The sequence below is a fragment of the Terrimonas sp. genome (genome assembly GCF_003075435.1).
GTDB lineage: Bacteria > Bacteroidota > Bacteroidia > Chitinophagales > Chitinophagaceae > Agriterribacter.
In genome coordinates, this window is sequence record NZ_QCZJ01000029.1 from 35,420 (window position 1) to 57,408 (window position 21,989).

At 40.8% G+C, this 21,989-nt stretch carries 16 protein-coding genes; 6 read left to right on the plus strand and 10 right to left on the minus strand.

Features of this window, described 5'->3' with window-relative positions:
* Positions 1–226: 226 nt before the first annotated feature.
* The 3 genes from feoB to DC498_RS21930 are packed head-to-tail and all read left to right on the plus strand — an operon-like array spanning position 227 to position 3,935.
* A complete protein-coding gene (gene feoB / locus DC498_RS21920) occupies positions 227–2,347 on the plus strand; it encodes a ferrous iron transport protein B (protein ID WP_116876302.1) in 2,121 nt (706 codons plus the stop codon).
* A 15-nt stretch (positions 2,348–2,362) separates the two neighbouring features.
* Entirely contained in the window at positions 2,363–2,872 is a 510-nt protein-coding gene (locus tag DC498_RS21925; protein ID WP_116876303.1) for a hypothetical protein, read from the plus strand.
* A gap of 31 nt (positions 2,873–2,903) precedes the next feature.
* Positions 2,904–3,935: a Gfo/Idh/MocA family protein gene (locus tag DC498_RS21930; RefSeq protein ID WP_116876304.1), complete on the plus strand. Its 1,032-nt coding sequence runs from the start codon at positions 2,904–2,906 to the stop codon at positions 3,933–3,935.
* Positions 3,936–4,000: 65 nt separating this feature from the next.
* On the opposite strand, the gene DC498_RS21935 is transcribed toward DC498_RS21930, so the two are convergent.
* Positions 4,001–4,702, minus strand: a complete 702-nt coding sequence (locus DC498_RS21935) for an SDR family oxidoreductase (protein ID WP_116876305.1) — start codon at positions 4,700–4,702, stop codon at positions 4,001–4,003.
* A 296-nt stretch (positions 4,703–4,998) separates the two neighbouring features.
* On the opposite strand from DC498_RS21935, the gene DC498_RS21940 reads away from it, so the two are divergent.
* Positions 4,999–5,694, plus strand: a complete 696-nt coding sequence (locus DC498_RS21940; protein WP_116876306.1) for a YjjG family noncanonical pyrimidine nucleotidase — start codon at positions 4,999–5,001, stop codon at positions 5,692–5,694.
* A 112-nt stretch (positions 5,695–5,806) separates the two neighbouring features.
* Here the strand turns inward: DC498_RS21940 and DC498_RS21945 are convergent, their stop codons facing one another.
* From DC498_RS21945 to prfA, 9 genes are all read right to left on the minus strand, one after another.
* Positions 5,807–6,463 carry a phosphatidylserine decarboxylase family protein gene (locus tag DC498_RS21945; protein WP_116876307.1) on the minus strand — a complete coding sequence of 219 codons (657 nt, stop codon included), beginning with the start codon at positions 6,461–6,463 and terminating at the stop codon, positions 5,807–5,809.
* Between the two features lie 106 nt (positions 6,464–6,569).
* Positions 6,570–7,442: a phosphatidate cytidylyltransferase gene (locus DC498_RS21950; RefSeq protein ID WP_240628075.1), complete on the minus strand. Its 873-nt coding sequence runs from the start codon at positions 7,440–7,442 to the stop codon at positions 6,570–6,572.
* Between the two features lie 165 nt (positions 7,443–7,607).
* A complete protein-coding gene (locus DC498_RS21955) occupies positions 7,608–8,555 on the minus strand; it encodes a CPBP family intramembrane glutamic endopeptidase (RefSeq protein WP_116876309.1) in 948 nt (315 codons plus the stop codon).
* Between the two features lie 359 nt (positions 8,556–8,914).
* Positions 8,915–10,285, minus strand: coding sequence for a peptidylprolyl isomerase (locus DC498_RS21960; RefSeq protein WP_116876310.1), 1,371 nt, complete (start codon positions 10,283–10,285; stop codon positions 8,915–8,917).
* 76 nt (positions 10,286–10,361) lie between these two features.
* Positions 10,362–13,277, minus strand: a complete 2,916-nt coding sequence (gene infB / locus DC498_RS21965) for a translation initiation factor IF-2 (protein ID WP_116876322.1) — start codon at positions 13,275–13,277, stop codon at positions 10,362–10,364.
* Positions 13,278–13,384: 107 nt separating this feature from the next.
* Positions 13,385–14,632: a transcription termination factor NusA gene (nusA, locus tag DC498_RS21970; RefSeq protein WP_116876311.1), complete on the minus strand. Its 1,248-nt coding sequence runs from the start codon at positions 14,630–14,632 to the stop codon at positions 13,385–13,387.
* 62 nt (positions 14,633–14,694) lie between these two features.
* Positions 14,695–15,165 (minus strand): ribosome maturation factor RimP, encoded by a 471-nt coding sequence (rimP, locus tag DC498_RS21975; protein ID WP_116876312.1) that lies wholly within the window; start codon positions 15,163–15,165, stop codon positions 14,695–14,697.
* A gap of 167 nt (positions 15,166–15,332) precedes the next feature.
* Positions 15,333–16,385 (minus strand): NAD-dependent epimerase, encoded by a 1,053-nt coding sequence (locus tag DC498_RS21980; RefSeq protein ID WP_116876313.1) that lies wholly within the window; start codon positions 16,383–16,385, stop codon positions 15,333–15,335.
* A 135-nt stretch (positions 16,386–16,520) separates the two neighbouring features.
* Positions 16,521–17,588 carry a peptide chain release factor 1 gene (prfA, locus tag DC498_RS21985; RefSeq protein WP_116876314.1) on the minus strand — a complete coding sequence of 356 codons (1,068 nt, stop codon included), beginning with the start codon at positions 17,586–17,588 and terminating at the stop codon, positions 16,521–16,523.
* Positions 17,589–17,753: 165 nt separating this feature from the next.
* Here prfA and DC498_RS21990 point away from each other — a divergent pair, with 165 nt between their 5' ends.
* Both DC498_RS21990 and DC498_RS21995 read left to right on the plus strand, forming a co-directional pair.
* Positions 17,754–18,920, plus strand: a complete 1,167-nt coding sequence (locus tag DC498_RS21990; protein ID WP_133176943.1) for an amidohydrolase family protein — start codon at positions 17,754–17,756, stop codon at positions 18,918–18,920.
* A gap of 159 nt (positions 18,921–19,079) precedes the next feature.
* Positions 19,080–21,989, plus strand: coding sequence for a hypothetical protein (locus tag DC498_RS21995; RefSeq protein WP_116876316.1), 2,910 nt, complete (start codon positions 19,080–19,082; stop codon positions 21,987–21,989).

A 21,989-nucleotide genomic window follows, 5' to 3' on the forward strand; every position in this document is an offset into this window, starting at 1 on the left:
ATTTTTAGTTAACGGCAAAGTTATAATTACTCAGGGTAATATATTTATTTCATTTTTCATGCCATATTAACGCACTATGATTATACCTCATATTGATTTTAGAATTTCGTACACCCACTTTACGATAGTTTTAACAGCTTTTTCTTTGTTTTAAGGCGTTTCCAAATTCGTAACTCCGCACAAGCATTTTGCCTTTATTTTTGTAGCTTCCTAAAAATTTTTTCATTTGAAAAAGCATTTACATATTGCGCTTATTGGCAACCCTAACAGCGGAAAAAGCTCATTGTTCAATGCCCTAACCGGCCTTAATCAGAAGGTAGGCAATTTTCCGGGGGTAACGGTAGATAAAAAGTCCGGCGAAAGCAAACTATCCGACAATCTTGTTGCCAATATTATTGACCTGCCCGGTATGTATAGCTTATACCCGCGCCGCTCAGACGAATGGGTAGCCTATAATGTTGTAATGGATCCGGGGGCTGCTGATCAGCCGGAGCTGTATATTTTAATAGCAGATGCCAGCAACCTGAAGAGAAACCTGCTTTTTGTTTCACAGTTCATTGATCTTAAAAAACCTGTTGTGGTAGCACTTACCATGATGGATATTGCCGCTAAAAAAGGCATTAATGTAGATGTAGCCGGGCTGGAGCGGGAATTGGGTGTACCGGTTATACCTGTTAATCCGCGCAGGAACAAGGGTATTGCAGAACTTAAAAAGGCCATTGAGCAAACTGCTAAACACTTATATAAACCTCCATCCAGGAATTTTGCGGATACAGGCGTGCTCGCCGAAAAAGCGGTCAGCGATCTGAAAAAATTGTTTCCCCATATCAGCGATTATGCCGCGATACATTACCTGATTAATCATGAATCTTTTTCACTCAATAATACAGAACAGGCTTCAATAGAAAATATTGAAAAGGAAAACAATTTCAATCATACCAAAGTTCAGGCAGAAGAAATTACGCAACGCTATAGCCGCATAAAACATATTATGCAGCAGGCTGTTATTGAAGCCGATCCCAAAGAAAAGCAATGGATAACGGACCGCATTGATAAGATTTTACTGCACAAATTCTGGGGTTATGTAATCCTGCTGGGTGTGCTCGCCATATTGTTTCAAAGTATTTTTTGGCTGGCAACATACCCAATGGATGCTATTGAATGGATATTCGGCGCATTCAGCGAATGGCTCTCAGGTGTATTACCACAAAACTGGTTTGGCGATCTTATTGTAAATGGATTTGTGGCAGGGTTGGGGGGTATAGTAGTATTTATTCCGCAGATCATGATCCTGTTCGGGCTAATAACTATTCTTGAAGATACCGGCTATATGGCCCGGATAAGCTTTTTAACAGACAAGCTTATGCGAAAAGTTGGGTTGAATGGGAAAAGCGTAATGCCAATGATCAGCAGTTTTGCCTGTGCGGTGCCTGCAATTATGAGCGCACGTAATATTGAAAATAAAAAAGAAAGATTGCTGACCATAATGATATCGCCGCTCATGAGCTGCAGCGCAAGACTTCCGGTATACATTATACTGATATCGCTGGTTATACCCAATACCTATTATTTTGGCTTTATCAGTTTGCAGGGATTAGTGATGACAGGACTTTATCTTTTAGGATTTGTTGTAGCATTATTCGTTTCATATATAATGAAGTGGTTCATCAATATAAAAGAAAAAAGCTTTTTTATTCTTGAACTACCGGTATACCGTACCCCAAGATGGAAAACGGTTATTACAACCATGATTGAGAAAGCAAAGATATTTACCTTCCAGGCGGGTAAAATAATACTTGTTATTTCGCTTATTCTCTGGTTGCTCAGCTCTTACGGCCCGTCTAAAACAATGCAGGCGCTTGAAACCAGCTACGAACAAAAGATCAGTCAAAACCCTGACAGGGCCGAAGAGCTTGACCAGGAATTAAAGTCCGAAAAACTTGAAAACTCGTATGTAGGTATATTAGGTAAAGCAATAGAGCCTGCTATAAAACCTTTGGGATACGACTGGAAGATTGGTATTGCCCTCATTACATCATTCGCGGCAAGAGAAGTGTTTGTAGGCACAATGGCTACTATTTACAGTGTTGGAGATGATGCGGATGAAAACAGCGCAACATTAAGGGAAAAGATGCATGCGGCAACCTGGCCGGATGGTTCAAAAATATATACCCTTGCGTCAGGCGTATCTTTAATGATATTTTATGTGTTTGCTATGCAATGTATGAGTACATTAGCAATTGTAAAACGCGAAACACGCTCATGGAAGTGGCCGTTGATACAGTTGGCTTATATGACTGTGCTTGCATATGTCCTTAGTTTTGTGGCGTATAATTTATTAAGATAATATATTCACCCTGATATGAATACAAAAAACCTGCTGCTGGCCAGCGCGCTGTTATGGTTTATCTCTATTACCATATCTGCCTGTAATGGTACAGATAAGAAAGTGTCACCACTACTTACAGACAGCCTTAATTCAGAGCAAACAATTGTAGAGCAACCGGATACTGTTTTGTTCTGGACAATAAACGACTATGATAAAACAAAGACCCTGGTATATAAAGATTCGGCTGACATAACTGAACCGCAAAGCGTGATCAATGGCGTTAATTCTATTTACCCCGATATTCATTTGTTGTTTGTAAAACAATCTAACGATACCGTATATGCGAAGATAGACAGCGCCTTTGCTTTTACAAATGACATGGGCACATCAGGAGCAGCAGAATATCTTTCAACGGTTATTGTTAATCTTACAACATTAAATAATGTCAACTTTGTGAACCTTGACTTTCCTCGTGGCAGCCATGCTTCACCGGGTGTATTCAGTAAAAAGGATTACGAAAATTTTAAGATAAAAGAACAATAGACTATATAACGCTTATTAACCCATCGCCATTATGAAAATCTGGAATATAGGTATTATTGGGGCCGGCATGGTAGCTGACTTTCATGCAAGATCAATTCAGCATCTTCCCAATGCAAAACTGGCAGGCTTTTGCGATAATGGTTCGGGCAGGGCAAAGGCTTTAGCGGAAAAATATAATTGTACTTTTTTTGCGGATTATCATGCCATGTTGCGCAGCAGCGATATTGATATAGTAAACATTGTTACGCCCAGCGGTACACATATGGAGCCGGCGATAGAAGCGGCGGAAAACGGGAAACATGTATTATGTGAAAAGCCGCTTGATATAAGCCTGGAGAGAATTGACGCTATAATAGCGGCGCATAAAAAGGCAGGCACTTATCTGGGAGGCATTTTCAACTACCGCTTTACCGGGGGCGTTCAGCTACTGAAAAAAGCAATTGATGAAAAAAGGTTTGGAATTATAACACATGTATCGGTTGAAGTGCCCTGGTGGCGTGATGATAAATACTACAGTAACAGCTGGCGCGGAACCTGGAAAACAGATGGTGGCGGAGCGTTAATGAATCAATCCATTCACATGGTTGATTTGCTGCAATACCTTGCCGGTCCTGTTGAATCACTATATGCATATACTGCAACGCTTGGGCATAAAATAGAAGCAGAAGATACCGCGACTGCTATACTAAAATTAAAAAACAAAGCACTGGGAAATATTTATGGCTCTACCGCTTCTTTTCCGGGGCAGTCGCGTAAAATAACTATCACCGGCACAAAGGGTACGGCTGCAATGGAAGACAATACCATAAAGGTGTGGCAGTTTGCTGAAAAGAAAGCAGGAGATGATGCCATCCTTCAACAGGCAGGAAATGCCTCAGCAGGCGGCGCTTCTGACCCGGCTTCTATTCCATTTGAGCTGCATGCCAGCAATATTGAAGCATTTATTAAAGCGCTTGATGAAAACAGACCATTTGAAATTGATGGTGAAGAAGCCCGCAAAGCAGTAGCAATTGTTTTGGCAATATACCAGTCGGCAAAAGAAAATAAAACGATTTATTTGTGAGCTTTCAGCCTTCAGCTATGGGCTGTGAGCAGTAAGTAAGTTATTTTATTTTTGGTTTTTTCCCCTTACAGATCTCCCAATTGCGGTCTCATCACTATATCCTCAACACATGCCTGAGGTGAAAGCTTTGCAGCGGCATAGATCATTTCCGCGATATCATTTGATTCCATTATACGCTTTGGATCAACGCCACTGCCCGCCCAGGAGTCAGTATAGGCAGCACCGGGATAAATAGCGGTAACTTTAATACCAAAAGGTTTCATCTCTTCACGCAGATTTTTAGAAAACCCTGCCAATGCGAATTTGCTTATACTATATGCGCCACCGTTAGTATACGCCTGCAATGAAGCTATTGAGCACATATTGAAAATATGCCCCTGTTTTTGTTCTATTATTTTTGAGATCATGGTTCTGGTAACATGATAAGCACTATATAAGTTCACGGCAATCATATTTTCCAAAACTCCTTCCGGTTCGTTATACGCACTGCCTGGCTCAAAAGAACCTGCATTATTTATCAATACATCAATTGAAATATTGAGCGACAAAATCCACTTACCAAATGCCTGCGCTTCTGTTTTACTGCCCAAATCAAATGGCTTTGCTTCTATTTTTACAGATGGATATTGCTGCCTGAGCTCATCTCTTGTTTGATAAAGCGTTTTTTCGGTACGCGAGCACATATATACGTTCCAGCCATTAGCTGCAAATTTTTCAGCAATTGATTTTCCAAATCCTTTTGATGCTCCAGTGATGATTATATTCATAAATAAACATTGCGTATAATGAACGGAGGATGTATTTCAAATTTTCGTGTATATGGCAATCTTGTGCAGATGCCTCATGCCTCGGCATGACAAGCTGTAGTATTTTGTTAAGCGTCAGTGCTATTGTTAAACACTGGTACTTTTGTTCAGTATATATTCTTCCGCCTGTCATGCCGAGGCACGAGGCATCTACCGTAGCTGTTGTAACTACATACAAAAATTTGAAATACACTTCTGATCAGCTCAAAACTACACACTTCTTATAAACACCGTACTTTTGCAACACGTTTTTTATCATGGCTTATAAACATCTATTTTTCGACCTGGATCATACGCTCTGGGATTTTGAAGCAAATGCAAAACTTACATTACAGGATTTATATTCGTCCTTAGCGCTTGCCGATCATGGTGTGCATGATTTTGATTCATTTTATGAACGCTACATCTATCACAACGAGAGGCTTTGGGAGCGTTATCGCAAAGGCTTTATTAAAAGAGATGACCTGCGCTGGAAACGCATGTGGCATACCCTGCTCGATTTTAAAATAGGCAATGAAAAACTGGCCAGAACCATGGACGTAGCATTTCTTGATAAACTACCCACAAGAACTTTGCTTTTTCCTGGTGCTATAGAAATACTAACCTACCTGCAAAGCAAAGGTTATGCACTGCATTTGATTACTAATGGATTTGAAAAGGTGCAGCACAGTAAATTGAAATATTCCGGGTTGTCTGATTTTTTCCATTATGTTATTACTTCAGAAGGCAGTAACAGCCTGAAACCGCATAAAGAAATTTTTGATTTTGCAATGAAGCAAACCGGGGCTACAGTAAAAGAAAGCATTATGCTGGGAGATGATATTGCCGCAGATATTATCGGCGCCCAAAATGCAGGCATGGACCAGGTATATGTTAATCATAAAGATATTGAACCGCCGGTTAAGCCCACATATACTGTTACTTCGCTGAAGGAACTGGAGAAGATATTTTAAAGGAAGGCAGAAGGTTGAAGGCGTAAGGAAGAAGCACTTACAGGTTCTTAAAAACCTGTGAGTAGTGTTGCGTAAAGCTGACAGCCGATGGCTGATCGCTGATTGCCCCCCCTCACCAACTCGCCAGTACAGTTATACCGCCTTTTACTACCTCATTCAACTGCACATGCACTTTAATGCCTGCAGGTAATAATACGTCCACGCGGCTACCGAATTTAATAAAGCCTAATTCGCTGCCCTGTTGTACTTTTTGCCCGGCTTTTAAATAGTTAACAATGCGTCTTGCTACCGCACCTGCTATTTGCTTTACCAGTATAGGTGCATTTGCATTTTGTATCACAACAGAATGTCTTTCATTTTCCGTAGATGATTTAGGGTCCCAGGCTACGAGATATTTGCCTTTATGATATTTGCTATACAATACTTCACCACTCACCGGGTTTAAATTCTGATGTACATTGGCAGGGCTCATAAAAATAGATATCTGCAGGCGCTTGTCTTTAAAGTATTCCTCATCTACAGTTTCTTCAATCACCACTATCTTACCATCAGCCGGCGCTACAATTTTATTTTCATCAAGTGTAAGCACACGGCCAGGTACACGAAAAAAAGAAATGATGAACAGGAAGAACAAAAATGATAATACGAAAATCACCCATGAAAGCCATACCAGGCTATATGGCAAAAAATAAAACAATACCAGGTTAAGCACAACAAAAAATAATCCGCAAAGCGCTATGGTCTGATATCCTTCCCTATGAACTTTCATTCGTGTATTTTAAGTATGCAAAAGTAGCTAATTTATTGTTTGTGGTTTGTAGTTTATCGTTCAGAAACAACTTGAACTACAAACCATAAACCCTAAACCACAAACCTTACTTCATCACAATCATCACATACAGCCACACAAATGGTGTTGCCAGCAAAAGCGAATCAAACCGGTCAAGAAAGCCTCCGTGCCCGGGCATGATGCTGCCACTGTCTTTTACATTGGCCATTCTTTTTATTTTGCTTTCCAGTAAGTCTCCCGCTGTTCCTGCTACTGCTGATATAGCCGCAATAATACAGATATGCATTACCGGCATTTTAATAAAATAAGCCAATATCCCCATCGATGCCACGCACAAAATAATTCCGCCTGCTGTTCCTTCTATTGTTTTTTTGGGGGATATTTTTGAGAAAGGCGTTTTGCCGATTAATGAACCAACGATATAAGCCATGGTATCATTTATCCAGATTGAAAAAATAGTTACCAGCGGGATCATTAAGCCAACTTCATATGGACAGCCATTACCTGTAACCCATATTTCATGTATTGATCTGATATTGATCATTAAAGCCCAGCTAAGCGATATGTATATTAACCCGAGTGCTGAATAACGTATATGAGTAAAGTTGACCTGCTGAGAAAAAAGTATCTCAACTATAGGCAAAGCAAAGGCAAAGGTCAATCCCATTGCAAGACCAATACCAGGCAATGTAATATTTGCAATGTGGTATATATCGCCTGCAGCATACAACATCATTGACCACCCGGCCAGCATTACCCCATAACGATGAAAAGTAGAAATGTTTTTATAGGAAGGATCTATGCGTCCTAATAACCGCTGGTACTCTATCCAGCAACCAAAATGAATAACGGAAAATAATAACAGGAAACTCCATTCATTCAACAACAGCCCTGCCATCATCACCAACACAAATACCAGCGCTGTGATTGCCCTTGTTCTGAAAACTTTCCAGTTCATTGCCATTGTATGAGCGTTTTAGAGAGCTATGGGCTGTGAGCAATCAGCTTTTAGCAGTCAGCTATCAGCCGTTAGCTATGGTTTAATGAGCGTTTTTGTCGTTTTACTTATCAATACTGCCTCCCTACTATTTACTCCTTACCACTTATTTATCACTCATCTCCCTCACGCAATCCACTTCTCTTCAAGTGCTTTGTCTTCGGGTGATGTAAATATTTTTATTGCCTGGTTTGATACACGCTTAAAAATCATGAATAAAAAATACAATGCTATTACAGCCAAAACACCCCACCAAAAGGGCATCTTATCGTCCATGGCTTCTTTAACGGTTTTGCCCTGGCGTAGCATAATATACATTTGTGTAACCGCAAATGCATTATTAAAACAATGCGCCGCAATACTAAGCCATAAGCTCCGTGAATAATAATATATCAAACCCAATACAATGCCGAGGCACAGGCGGGCAAGAAAACCATAATACGAAATATGGATTGCACTGAAAACTACACTCGTGATAATGATCGCTACCCAATGACTTTGTGTTGACCTCGTTAGCAGGTTCTGCATTCCTCCACGAAAAAATGTTTCTTCAAACAATGCCGGCAATATGGCTATCATGATCAGCGAAATAATATAATCCCCAAAAGATTTTATATTAGTAATCGCTTCTACCTGTTCAGTATAATTATTTTCCAGTTGCCTGAAAAAATTGGCGGCAGATTGTGGCAGGGGGATCTTTTCATTTAATTCAGCCAGTGCGCCTGCGGCAAGCGCCGCTGCAAACATTATAACAACAGACAAAAGCAGTTGTTTGTAGGTAAACCGCATTGTAAAGCCTAACAGCTTCACAGGTTTACGGTTAAGAATAAGCGCAGTAAAGTAAGCCGGAAGAAAAAAAGTAACAAATGTTGAAACCACCTGCACCACTCTTACAGCATTCACATACTCCGGCTTCAACATATCCTGCTGCATGGTAAATATCCCCTTCCCGGTCATAAGTGCCCATATTGGAATACTTACAACGCCTCCAATCAAAAAACCGCCCAACCATAACCCTATAAGAATTAAAACACCTTTGCCGTAGGAAATGCCCTTTGAGTAAGGATCGTACATGTATGATAGTTTAAAATATAAGATACACTATTGCAAAGATGCAGGATACTAAGCTAAAAAATGCGCCTGAGGCTAGGGATTTCGCTTTAAGTTGAATAATTATACAGTTTTACTTAGAAACTGTTTAAAAATAACTTCGGGCTTGCACAATACGCAGAATGGAACACGGATATGGCGGATATTCACGGAATGTATCCGTGTTTATCAGTATCATCCGTGTATTCCGTGTGCTATTCTATAAAAAAGTATTTGTTGTAATGCTAAATCATTATACACACGACGTAATCAGGAAACCGAAATGACGGTGCCGCAATCGTTGTTTCTAAAAGCGAAATCCCTGCGCCGCAGGCTTAAAAAAGCTAATCCTTTTTTGCATTGGCTGAGAGACTAAGCCATTTGTTTATTTCACTGCAATTGCGAAACTCATCATCAACCGTAATATAATAGGTAGGCATTTTGGTCTGGAACCACCTTTCAAGAATTTCTCCTTTCTTTTCTTCCAGCACTCTCTGGGCTATTTTATTGTAGTCGTCTTTTATATTTTCGCGGTGAGGTTCTGTTTTTTTCTGGATATATACAATTCTGGCTCCTTTTTTTCCTCTTTCTTCAAAAGAAACAGGTTTTGAATATTCTCCAACTTTCAATTCATTATAAATAGCAACAAGGCTTTTGTCAAGATCCTGTATGGTTAAGTAAGGAGAGCCCTGCGCATTTGTAATAGACCCTGCAGTGAATTTGCTGTTTTCATCTTCACTGTATCTATCAACCGCCTCTCCAAAAGTTAAGGTACCTGCCACAAGCTTTGATCGTATGGTATCAAGTTTAGCAATGGCTTCATTTACTTCTGTTTCTGTTACCTGTGGTATTTTGAGTATGTGACGCACTACAACATCATCACCGGTTCTGCTTACAAGCTGAATGATATGATACCCGAATTTTGACTTGATCACTCTCGATACCTGTCCTTCTTTCAATGCAAAAGCTGTGGATGAAAAAGCACCATCTACGTTTTTGTCATTACGGTTAAATTCAAAGCGTCCGCCCATTTCCTTTGTGCCGGGGTCGTCGCTGTACATTTTTGCCATACGTTCAAAAGAAGCTCCCCCACTTTCTATCTGACGTTTGTATTCCGCCAGTTCATCCTGTGCATATTTTTCAAGGTCGCGGCTGGCCTTTGCATACGCTACAACCTGCTTAATTTCTAACTCCGTATCGTAAAATAACAGGCTATCCTTAGGGATTTTATTATAGTAATTAGCCACTTCTGTAGGCGTTATTCTAACATTTTCAATAATCGAGTGCTGCATCGCGTCTGCCAGTTTCTGTTCTTTAATGGCAATACGGTTGTCTTCTTTTATCTGGTAAATGGTTTTGCCTGCTATTTGCTCCAATGCATCTTTACCACCATATACACTGATGTAATACCTTATACGCTGATCCAGTTCTGCTTCTATTTCATCATCACCCAGGGGCAATGAATCTTTTTGCGCCTGCAGCATCAACGCCTTCCTGATCATCATTTGCTGCAATAACATACAACCGGCATTCTCCGGCACTTCCCTTCCCTGTCTTTTCTCATCCTCTATATAGTTGGTAATATCCGATCTCAACACAATTTTGTCGCCAACCACACCAATAATTTTGTCTGCGAGCACTTTATGAGATTGCCCCTGCGCCTGACCTGCGTATGCCGATATACTTAATACAACAAAAAATAATAATTGCTTCATATCTTATAATTCAGAACACTCAAAAGTAAAAGCCATTTAAAAGAGTAACTACGCCTGTATTTTATTTAACAAAGGTTTACAAGGTGCGTTTTACCTCTTCAATTTCAAATGCTTCTACTACATCACCTGGTTTAAGGTCATTATAATTTTTGATGGTAAGACCACATTCCATACCGCTAACCACCTCTTTTACATCATCCTTATACCGCTTCAGCGAGCCAAGTTCAGCGCTCTGCCCTTCCCCTGTAGGATAGGTTACAATACCATCGCGGATCAGTCTTATTTTAGAATTGCGGCTTATTTTACCATCCAGTACCTGGCAGCCTGCTACGGTTACCTTGTCAAATTTGTATACCTCACGTATTTCCACATTAGCAACGATCTTCTCAGTAACTGTAGGCTCCATCATACCTTCCATGGCGCTCTTCACTTCTTCTATAGCATTATAGATGATGGAATATGTTTTAATCTCCACGCCTTCAGATTCAGCAAGCTTATTAGCCTGCATAGAAGGGCGAACATTAAATCCGATAAGGATAGCATCAGAAGCTGTTGCCAGCAATACATCACTTTCTGTAATAGCACCCACTGCCTTATGTACAATGGATATTGCTATTTCTTCCGTAGATAGTTTTTGCAATGAATCACTTAATGCTTCTACCGAACCGTCCACATCACCTTTAATGATAAGGTTAAGCTGTTTAAAGTTACCAAGTGCAAGACGGCGACCGATCTCATCCAGCGTAATATGCTTTTTAGCGCGTATACCCTGCTCACGCAATATCTGGGCACGGCGGTTTGCTGTTTCTTTAGCTTCTGCCTCGTCTGCAAATACCTTGAATTTTTCACCAGCCTGCGGTGCACCGCTTAAGCCGAGTATTTGCACAGGTGCAGATGGACCCGCTTCATCCAAACGCTGATTTCTTTCATTGAACATTGCTTTGGCACGACCGAAAAACTGACCGCTCACCACAATTTCACCCTGCCTTAATGTACCATTCTGCACAAGCATGGTTGCTACATAACCACGTCCCTTATCCAAAGAAGCTTCGATAATAGTACCTACAGCTTCGCGATCAGGGTTTGCTTTCAGGTCAAGCAATTCCGCCTCGAGTAAAATCTTTTCCAGCAGCAGGTCTACATTCAACCCGCTTTTTGCTGATATTTCCTGGCTTTGGTATTTACCACCCCAGTCTTCCACAAGGAGGTTCATACCGGCAAGCTGTTCTTTAATTTTTTCAGGATTGGCTCCGTCCTTATCAATTTTATTGATGGCAAAAACCATTGGCAGGTTAGCAGCCTGCGCGTGGCTTATTGCCTCACGTGTCTGGGGCATCACCGCGTCATCCGCAGATATTACGATAATTGCCACATCAGCGGCTTTGGCACCACGGGCACGCATAGCCGTAAATGCTTCGTGACCCGGAGTATCAAGGAATGTAAGTTTTTTACCAGAAGCAGTAGTTACCTGGTAAGCACCAATGTGCTGGGTAATACCACCTGCCTCACCGGCTACTACATTTGCGCTGCGTATATAGTCGAGCAATGAAGTTTTACCGTGGTCAACGTGCCCCATGATGGTTATAACCGGGGGACGCGATACCAGGTCTTCAGGACTGTCTTCCACTTCTTCCTCTTCGTCCTCATCTACATCGTCTACTCCAATAAATTCCACTTCAAAACCAAACTCACCTGCCACCAGTTCAATTACTTCCGCATCAAGGCGCTGGTTAATGGAAACCATAATACCAAGGCTCATACATTTACCAATGATCTCGGCAAAGTTTACATCCATAAGGTTGGCTAACTCACTCACCGTTACAAATTCTGTAACCTGCAGCTTGTTATCATCCATTCCTTCTGCACCCATGTTTTCCTGTTCTTCACGACGCGCCCTGCGTAATTTAGATTTGGCGCTCTTGCCACCACCGCGTGAAGCACCGGCTAATTTGGCCTGGGTTTCACGTATTTTATCCTGTATTTCTTTTGCGTCTATTTCTTTTGCTTCGCGATGATTATTATCTCTTCTTCGGTCATTCCCCCTGTTTTGTCCAAACCTTCCACCACCTTGCCCGTGATGACCACCACCGCCTTCACCCTGGCGATTATGCGGCCTGTCGCCCTGCTTTTGTATTACAGGACGGTTGCCGTCTCTTCTCTGCTGGTTATTTCCTTCCTGGTTGTTGAATCTTGCCGCAGGCTGCTGTTCTTTCTTCTCAATAGGAATACGTTTTCTCTTCCTTTTTTCTTCCTGCTGGCTGGCCGGAGAAGTGCGCTGTTCTGCCTGGGTAGGCAGTGTAATTTTGCCTACGATCCTTGGCCCTTCGATTTTTTCAGCACGAATATTTTCAATTACCGGGGCATCTTCAGTTTCAACTTCTTTTTCTGCTGTTACAGGAGGTTCTGCTATCACGGGTTCTTCTGTCACTTTTGGAGATTCTGATACGGGTTCTTCTATTACAGGTTCTTCTTCTTTTTTCTTTTTAGGTGTTGCACCTTTTTTGGGCCTTGTTGAGGAATCTATAGCACTCAGATCTATCTTATCCAAAATCTTGGGGCCTTCAATTTCTGGCGCTTCAATTTTAGTTATCTCAGGCTGCTGCACTTCAGGTTCAGGTGCTTTTTCAACAACAGGCGGCTGTGGTTGTACAACCTCCACTACCGGTGGCTCAACTACCGGGGGTTGTGCAACTGGTTCTGCAGCTTTTTTCTTTGCATCTTTTTTGAACAGTATCTCTTCCTCGTCCTTTTTCTTCCTCGCTTCCATCGTATTTCCCTTGGGAATTTCTATCTGGTCGCTCTTGGCCTTAGCGGCTTTATCAGAAGAAAATTCCTGCTGCAAGGCATAGTACATTTGTTCAGTAAGCTTACTGGTAGGTTTCAGCTCATCTTTAGAAAATCCTTTACCGCTCAGGAAATCAATTAAGGTATCCTGACCAATGTTAAATTCCTTTGCCGCTGCCAATAAGCGTGGTAGTTTAATTTCAGCCATATTTTTTTGTCCTGCTTTTGTACCTGTCAAAGCATAATGCCCAGCATACGTAGCGGATTAATTTGTTTTATCATTTAAAAATATTGCTTCACGCGAAACAATATATGTTAACCTTTCTGAAACTCTTCTTCAAGCACTTTTCTCAGATCTTCTATGGTTTCTTTTTCAAGGTCAGTTCTTCTTTCCAGTTCTTCTGTAGTCAGGTCAAGCACACTGCGTGCGGTATCGCAACCAATACGCTTCAATTCATCTATCACCCATGTATCAATTTCATCTGCAAATTCTTCCAGGTCAATATCAAATTCTTCAGTTTCATCTTCATCATCGCGGAATACGTCTATTTCATATCCTACCAATTCGCAGGCTAATTTGATGTTAACGCCGCGCCTGCCTATAGCAAGCGAAACCTGGTCGGGTTTAAGATATACACTCGCGTGTTTTTTCTCCGCGTCAATTTCCATATAAGTTACTTTAGCCGGCGTTAAAGCACGCTGAATAAGCAACTGTGTATTATTGGTCCAGTTAATTACATCAATATTCTCATTTTTCAGCTCACGCACTATACCATGTATACGGCTACCCTTCATACCTACGCAGGCGCCTACAGGGTCTATACGATCATCGTATGATTCTACCGCCACCTTTGCTCTTTCGCCCGGTTCCCTCACAATTTTGCGGATCACGATCAGTCCGTCAAAAATTTCAGGCACTTCTATTTCAAGCAATTTAGCAAGGAAAGAAGGATGTGTGCGGGAAAGAATGATTACCGGTGAGTTATTTTTTAATTCCACTTTCTTCACTACAGCTTTAATATTCTCTCCCTTTTTGAAATAGTCAGAAGGTATTTGTTCTGATTTAGGAATGATCAGCTCATTGCCGTCTTCATCCAGTAACAATACTTCTTTTTTCCAAACCTGGTATACTTCAGCGCTGATGATCTCACCTACGCGGTCAGCATATTTTTTTACAAGGGTATTTTTCTTTAAATCGCCGATACGGCTTGCCAGCGTTTGCTTGGCAGCAAGTATAGCACGACGCCCAAAATCAAGAATATCTACTTCCTGGAATAATTCTTCACCCACCTCAAAGTCTGGCTCAATTTTAACGGCCTCACTATAGCCAATTTCTGCCACAGGATTTTCAACCTGCCCGTCTTCCACTATTGTACGCCTGTGAATAATTTCAAGGTCACCCTTTTCAGTATTAACAATCACGTCAAAATTCTCATCCGATCCGTATTTTTTACGGAGGAGTGTCTTAAACACGTCTTCCAGCACTTTCATGAGTGTAGGGCGATCAATATTTTCCGCGTCCTTAAAATCCTGGAAGGATTCAATAAGATTAATACTTGCCATAGTACAGTATTTTTTTCCTTTCGTCACAGCCGGTTATACCAACTCCAGCCAGACCAGGGTCGTTAAAATTGAATTTGAATTTTTGTTGTTTTAATGTTATCAAAAAGTATAGTGTGTTGTATAACTTCCTTTTTTTTGTTTTTCCCTTTTACTTCCTCTATTGTTATTCCATCACTTAGCACAGCAGTAAGCTTTCCCTCTGTTTTTGTTCCGTCGTTTAAAATAACCTCCACATTCCGCCCTGTGTTTTTTTCATATTGCCTGCGAAGTTTTAGTGGTTCTTCAAGACCGGGAGAAGATACTTCGAGCGAAAAATCGCTGTTTGGAAATAACCCGGCTTCTTCTAACTGTTTATAAAGGGCCCGGTTATATTTTACGCATTTGTCTATAGATACGCCTGTATCTGCATCCAAAAATACTTTTATATTATTAGTCGGTTTAATTTTTATTTCCACCAAAAAATAACCCGGGTTATCTTCCAGCAAATCCGACACCATTTTTTCCAGAACCTGAATTGTTGCCTCGCTGCTCATATTTGATAATAGAAGAAGGGAACGCTTCCGTTCCCTTCTGTCGCTCTTTTCCTGAGGCAAAGGTAAGGCTTTATATTATTAAAGTGCAAAAATTTTTATGGTGAATGGGCAATGGTGAATGGTGAATAAATAAATTGCTTATTGCCCATTGTCTATTGCCTATTCACTCATTTACCATAATATTCCCCGTGCCATTTAATAAACTCTTCAATACCATCAACCACTTTGGTTGCCGGCTTATAATGCAGGTTATCTACAAGATCCTGCACATCGGCACAGGTGGCAGCTACATCTCCCGGTTGCATAGGAAGAAATTGCTTTTCTGCCTTTTTGCCAAGTGTATGCTCAATTGCTTCTATAAAATCCAGGAGCCTTACCGGGTTATTATTGCCGATATTATATACTTTATATGGAGCGGTAGAGGTAGAAGGGTCCGGGTGAACCGCATCCCAGTTGGATTTACCTGCCGGCGGATTATCAATTACTCTTACCACACCTTCCACTATATCTTTGATATAGGTAAAATCGCGAACCATGTTGCCATTATTAAATACAGGGATAGGTTTGCCTTCTAATATAGCTTTAGTAAAAATGAACAGCGCCATATCAGGCCGTCCCCAGGGCCCATATACTGTAAAAAATCTCAACCCGGTGGTAGGTAATTTAAAAAGATGGCTGTAGGTATGCGCCATCAATTCATTGCTTTTTTTACTGGCGGCATATAGTGAAATCGGGTGATCTACATTATCTGAAGTGGAAAAAGGAGATTTGCCATTCAATCCATATACACTGGAGCTGCTGGCATAGACCAAATGCTTTATATTATTGTGGCGGCAACATTCCAGTATATTCAAAAATCCTACAATATTGCTGTTAATATATACATCTGGGTTGGTCAAACTATACCGAACACCTGCCTGAGCAGCCAGGTTGCAAACCTTGTCAAAATTTTGTGAATCAAATAGCTTTTCCAGGTTGGATTTATCTTCTAACTGCAGCTGAATAAAACTGTAATTTGAATATAATTTACTTTTTACCAGCGCATTATAAGCAATATCATTCTTATATATGCCTGCTGCTTTAAGTCGGTCATACTTAAGGTTTACATCATAATAATCATTAATACTATCCAATCCAACCACTTCATCACCTCGCTTTATCAAATAATTTGCGAGATGATAACCAATAAATCCTGCCGTTCCGGTAATGAGTATCTTCATATTATACGTTTTTGTGGGCTGGGAGCGATGAGCTTTGAGTTTTCAGCGGTCAACGATCAGCGGCAGCATCTCAGCTTATGATGCTTCACAGCCCATAATAGCTGATAGCTGAAGGCTAATAGCTGACTGCTATCCCTACATCTGTTCCTGTGTCAGCTTTTCCGCGTTTTCAGCAAATTGCAGCGCGTCTATAAACTCCTGGAGATTGCCATTTATTACATCATCAAGATTATAAACTGTAAGTCCGATACGATGATCGGTTACCCTTCCCTGCGGAAAATTATATGTTCTTATTTTGGCAGACCTGTCACCTGTACTTACCAGGCTTTTTCTATGACGGGCAATTTCTTCTTCCTGTTTGCGTACCTGTTCTTCATATAATCTAGTACGCAGCATCTGCATCGCTTTTTCACGGTTACCCAGCTGTGATCGTTCGGTTTGACAAATCACCACCGTACCTGTAGGTATATGTGTCAACATCACCTTGGTTTCTACCTTGTTCACGTTCTGACCGCCTGCGCCACCGCTTCGGGCGGTTTCCATTTTCACATCACTTTCTCTTAACTCAAAATCCACTTCTTCCGCTTCAGGCATTACTGCCACGGTTGCCGCGCTTGTATGCACGCGGCCGCTTGCTTCCGTATTAGGCACACGCTGCACGCGGTGTACACCACTTTCAAATTTCAAAGTGCCATACACATCATCACCCGTAACCTCAATTTGTGCTTCCTTATATCCACCTACTGTTCCTTCACTTTCACTTAAAATGGCGGTTTTCCAGCCACGTCGCTCGCAATAGCGCAGGTACATACGCACCAGGTCGCCGGCAAACAGCGAAGCTTCATCACCTCCTGTTCCTGCACGTATTTCCAGTATGGCGTTTTTCTCATCCTGTGGATCTTTCGGTATCAGCATCTGGCGGATATCCGCCTCCATCTTTATTTTTTGTTCTTCCAATACAGGCAGCTCCTGCTTGGCCATATCCCGCATTTCTTCATCATCTCCATTCAGCACTTCCGTATTAAACTCAATAGTATCAAGCACATTCCTGTATGCCTTATATGCCTCTACAATCTTTTCCAGGCTGCGGTACTCACGGCTGGTAGCTGTAAACTTTTTATTATCGTTTACAATTTCAGGGTTGGTGAGTGCAATTCCCAACTGGTCGAACCTTGCTTTTATTGCTTCTAATTTGTCTAACATCTGTTTATCTTTTCCGCCTGTGTGCGAATGATTTTGTTTTATTTTGTGTTACCGGCTGCAGAACACTATTCAACTTTTGTTGCGTAGCCTGTCTGCCGACAGGCAGGCACACTTCAGCTTCCGGTAATCCTGTACAGCTTTTTGGGCAGCAAAGTTAATTCAGCTATGGCGTATTGCAAATTCCGGGCAGATCAATTGTTTACAGGCTACACTTTACTCAATGAAAACCACGTATTAATAACTTCAGAAAACGGAACAGTAGAAGATGTTATTACACTTGAAAACGCGGGAGAGGGTATCAGGCAATTTCAAGGTATACTCTCACCTGGCTTTATAAATTGCCATTGCCATCTTGAATTAAGCCATATGCGGAGCAATATTCCTGCCGGCACCGGGTTAACGGGTTTTATCGCATCCGTAATGCAATATGCACAGCCCGCGCAGGACTTTAAAGATGAACAAATGCGCCTTGCTGACGAAGAAATGTATAATAGTGGTATTGTAGCTGTAGGAGATATCAGCAACCAGGTTTATTCGCTTTCACAAAAAAGCAAAAGCAAAATACGCTGGTATAACTTTATTGAAATAACCAATCCTGATGATGAAAAAGCTGAAGCAAAATTGTCTGCTTTTAAAACAATAGCCGATCAATTTTCCGGCACGCTTTATCCACCGGGCAATACTGCATTATCGCCACATGCTATTTATAGCGTATCTCCTCAAACCTTCAACTTAATCAACCAATCAACTCAAAACAAAACTATTACCATACACAACCAGGAGTGTGCAGATGAAGATGAGCTGCTTAAAAATGGTGCAGGAAAATTTCTCCGGTTTTATGAAAGTATTGGCAGAAAAACATTGCCCATTCCTCCATCCGGCAAAAGCAGCATACAAACCTGGCTGCCCTATTTTAATAACGGGCAAACCATTATTTCGGTGCATAACACCTATATCTCAGAAGAAGATATTGTATTCGCAAAAAACTATGCCGCAGCCAATGGTCTGGAAATTATATTCTGCCTTTGCCCTAATGCCAACCTGTATATAGAAAACAGGTTGCCGCCTGTTGATTTATTTATAAAGCACAATTGTAATATAGTGCTCGGCACAGATAGCTATGGAAGTAACTGGCAATTAAGTATTGCAAAAGAAATGGTAGCTATCCGGCAACATCTCCCACATGTACCTTTAGAAAAACGCTTAAACTGGGCCACCGCAAATGGTGCAGGAGCATTAGGATTTAAAGACCTTGGAAGTTTTGAAAAAGGGAAACGCCCGGGAATAGTACTGACCGGCAATGACTGGAATAATTCAAAAAGAATTTTATAGCTGCAAACATATTTGCGGAAACAGGTAATAACATGCCGTTAAAAAAACAGAGCAGGTTAAAATAATAATTAGCACTAAAATTGCAACAACACCTCAACAAGTTTTCAAACTTCTTGTTTAATGCCAGATTAAAAATGAAATATAATGCGGAGAAAAATAATGAAACATATTTCAATACTGCTGTTGATAGTTACCGCCTGCACTGCTCATGCTTTGCCTTATAACAATTCCATAGCTGACGATCTCAACACAGATTTCCCTGCTTTTACAAAACCTTTCATCGGCACTAATGAGCAACTAAAATCCAATAAAAATGCATTGTATATAGCGGCCAACACAACAAACTATGGTGCGGGAACATGGGTAAAAATAGCATCAAGTAGTTTTGGCTACAACAATAATGGCATAACTATTATTATTGATGCTGCAGGGCAGGTTTGGCAACGTATATATGATGGCAAAACACTGCAATCTCAATGGGCCATTCCCGAAGGGCTTCCTGATACAACGGATGTAACCCCATATGTACAATCGCTGGTTAACGAAGCGCGTGATAAAAAAATAGTTTTTGACAACAGCAGGCAATACAGGTTTGGCACCATTTATTCTCCCGCGTTTTCCTATCATATAGATTTTAATTATTCGAAAATTTATCCACCCATTAATGCAGCAAGCGGGTTTGCAATGATTTTCCTCTATCCGGTCTGGAATAGCCTTACAACAGGTTTATATAATGGAAATAAAAACCAGGCTACGTCATCCAATAAAAGAAAGATCGGCAAAATAGTTATAGAACATGCCATTGTTGATCTTGAGCATGGCATTACCGCTTTTGCTATTGCTTCTCTTTCGGGTGCTCATAATACTATTATTGAAGAATTTAATGTTTCAAATAATACTATAAAAAACTATTCAAATAAAGCGATTGCTTTTTTAACAGACCCACTGGTAACAGATAGTACAGGCTATGGGTTAAAATATGTTGCAGATAGTAATACAATAAAAAATGGAGGACCGTTTGGTGGACTTGCTTTAGTTAAGGATGCTAATATTGGAGATACTGCTATATATATCAAAACTGTTGATGGTGAACCTATCATAGATCGTTTGGAAAGTGGTACAGGCAGGTACTTTAACATAGGCACTCATCTTAATGCCGGCACTACGCCTGCGATCGATAAGGGTGGCTATGCCACTACGCATAAGGTTTTCAGACTTAAGTCTTTTGTTATAAGTGATACTAATAACAGCTATGCACGCCTGCATTTTACAGCCGGAGGATATTCGAATACAAACGGGTGGGCTGATTCTGCAAAAGGCTTAACAGCACCGGTTATTAAAAACGCGATGATCATACCTGTTTCCCAACATTCATTTCCCCTGCTTTTTGCAATGCCCAATTATTCGGGGTCTGCCGGAAGCAGAAGCCTCGCTATGCACACGCATAACGAGACAATGGATGCCGCACAAAAAAACATGTTCCCGGGCCTGCAATTCATGCTGCCTGGCATTAAAGGTAAATTCACCATCTGCAATGTGCATTATGATTCTATTATTATTGATAAGCCTTTACCGGTATCAATCACTAATAAACTACTTATCCTTATCGGTAAGCCCGGCGATGCAATCGGGCTGCTTGGATATGTAAAACAATCATTCATGCGCAATAATACTATAGAATACAACGGGCATGCTTTTGCTTTAAGCGGTGCAACAAAACAAAAAATCTTTAATGTCGGCATGGATAATACTGTTTTGATTGAAAAGAACACAGCAGCATATCATTGGATGACCTGCGAAATAAACAAAGGTGTTAGTACAGCATTCAGAGGATTAATCCCTGGTGCGTTTGACAATATTAAACTCGTTAAAGCTGATAACTGGATTACAATTAATAACCCGGCCAACTATAGAGTAACCACCAAAAATCTGGGGTTTGGAACTGTAAAAGTGTTGACCAATGCTAATATAGCAGATGCAGATATAACACCGGGCAACTCAATTGCTGTTACGGATATCGGACTCTTCCAGTCAGGTCATTACAGGTATAAGGTTATTGATTTTGACACATCCGGTAATATTAAAAAAATAAAATTCGCGAGATATAATTATAATTCAGGAGATACCGTAGCGGGAGGATTTGAAGCAACTTATACTGCGGGCAAATTCTCCCGCTCCTATAGTGATTATTTTGGTGAAGGAGGCACATTTGCCAACCTTATATTTAACGATAATACTTTCAAATGGACTACACGCAACGCCGGCGGTGGTGGTTATCACATCAGCGGATATGCCCGGAAATTTACCATCAACGGCGGATCATATACCTCAAGTGAAGAAACGCCTTTTGAATTTGAAGGTGATTCGGTAACGCTTACAGGGGTAAAAATATTCAACTATACATTTACAGGAGCCGTGCCCATGCCTTCTCTTTCAGCAACCAATGGCGGCTACGGCCGGGGTGCCCAGGGATTTGCAATAATATACAATAAGAATGTTGATATTAATTCATGCGAATTCAATGCTTACCAGCCATCTTCAGGCAAATGGGGATCATATTCAGGCACATTTCTATTAGCCCCGGCAGGAGGTGGTGCAGCTACACAGAAAAAATTTTCATTTAGAAACAATATTATACGTGGTGTGCGAACATATTTATTTAATGTCCAAAACAAAATAAATGTAAATGGCATTAATTATCCTTCATTTTATTGGGAAAATTGGGTGGTTTCAGATAACAGGATAACCGTATCGGATAGCTATTTTGATGCTGGCATCTATGGCTATTATGCCGGTGCGTCTATGCGCATTTACGGCAATACAATCATCAGGCAAAATGCATCTGCAAACCAGGTAACACTTTTTCCGGCAAACCAGTGTCCTAATCCTCTTTATTTCGACTCCACCTCGAATTACGATGTGAAGATTTGGGGGAATAAGTATTTTGCCAAACCTGTAGTTAACAATTCATATAAAATCAGCAAAATAAACTGGCAGGATATTTATGATGTTGATGGCATAAAATTCATGGGAACAGAGATATTAAAAGGCAATAGTAGTACAAAATAA

What these genes read in the sequence shown, in the direction of transcription:
- infB (WP_116876322.1), bottom strand. Translation starts at nt 13,277, where the DNA reads ATGGCTGAAATTAAACTACCACGCTTATTGGCAGCGGCAAAGGAATTT.
- prfA (WP_116876314.1), bottom strand. Translation starts at nt 17,588, where the DNA reads ATGTTAGACAAATTAGAAGCAATAAAAGCAAGGTTCGACCAGTTGGGA.
- DC498_RS21950 (WP_240628075.1), bottom strand. Translation starts at nt 7,442, where the DNA reads ATGAACTGGAAAGTTTTCAGAACAAGGGCAATCACAGCGCTGGTATTT.
- rimP (WP_116876312.1), bottom strand. Translation starts at nt 15,165, where the DNA reads ATGAGCAGCGAGGCAACAATTCAGGTTCTGGAAAAAATGGTGTCGGAT.
- DC498_RS21980 (WP_116876313.1), bottom strand. Translation starts at nt 16,385, where the DNA reads ATGAAGATACTCATTACCGGAACGGCAGGATTTATTGGTTATCATCTC.
- DC498_RS21945 (WP_116876307.1), bottom strand. Translation starts at nt 6,463, where the DNA reads ATGAAAGTTCATAGGGAAGGATATCAGACCATAGCGCTTTGCGGATTA.
- DC498_RS21955 (WP_116876309.1), bottom strand. Translation starts at nt 8,555, where the DNA reads ATGTACGATCCTTACTCAAAGGGCATTTCCTACGGCAAAGGTGTTTTA.
- nusA (WP_116876311.1), bottom strand. Translation starts at nt 14,632, where the DNA reads ATGGCAAGTATTAATCTTATTGAATCCTTCCAGGATTTTAAGGACGCG.
- DC498_RS21940 (WP_116876306.1), top strand. Translation starts at nt 4,999, where the DNA reads ATGGCTTATAAACATCTATTTTTCGACCTGGATCATACGCTCTGGGAT.
- DC498_RS21930 (WP_116876304.1), top strand. Translation starts at nt 2,904, where the DNA reads ATGAAAATCTGGAATATAGGTATTATTGGGGCCGGCATGGTAGCTGAC.
- DC498_RS21925 (WP_116876303.1), top strand. Translation starts at nt 2,363, where the DNA reads ATGAATACAAAAAACCTGCTGCTGGCCAGCGCGCTGTTATGGTTTATC.
- DC498_RS21995 (WP_116876316.1), top strand. Translation starts at nt 19,080, where the DNA reads ATGAAACATATTTCAATACTGCTGTTGATAGTTACCGCCTGCACTGCT.
- DC498_RS21990 (WP_133176943.1), top strand. Translation starts at nt 17,754, where the DNA reads ATGGCGTATTGCAAATTCCGGGCAGATCAATTGTTTACAGGCTACACT.
- DC498_RS21960 (WP_116876310.1), bottom strand. Translation starts at nt 10,285, where the DNA reads ATGAAGCAATTATTATTTTTTGTTGTATTAAGTATATCGGCATACGCA.
- DC498_RS21935 (WP_116876305.1), bottom strand. Translation starts at nt 4,702, where the DNA reads ATGAATATAATCATCACTGGAGCATCAAAAGGATTTGGAAAATCAATT.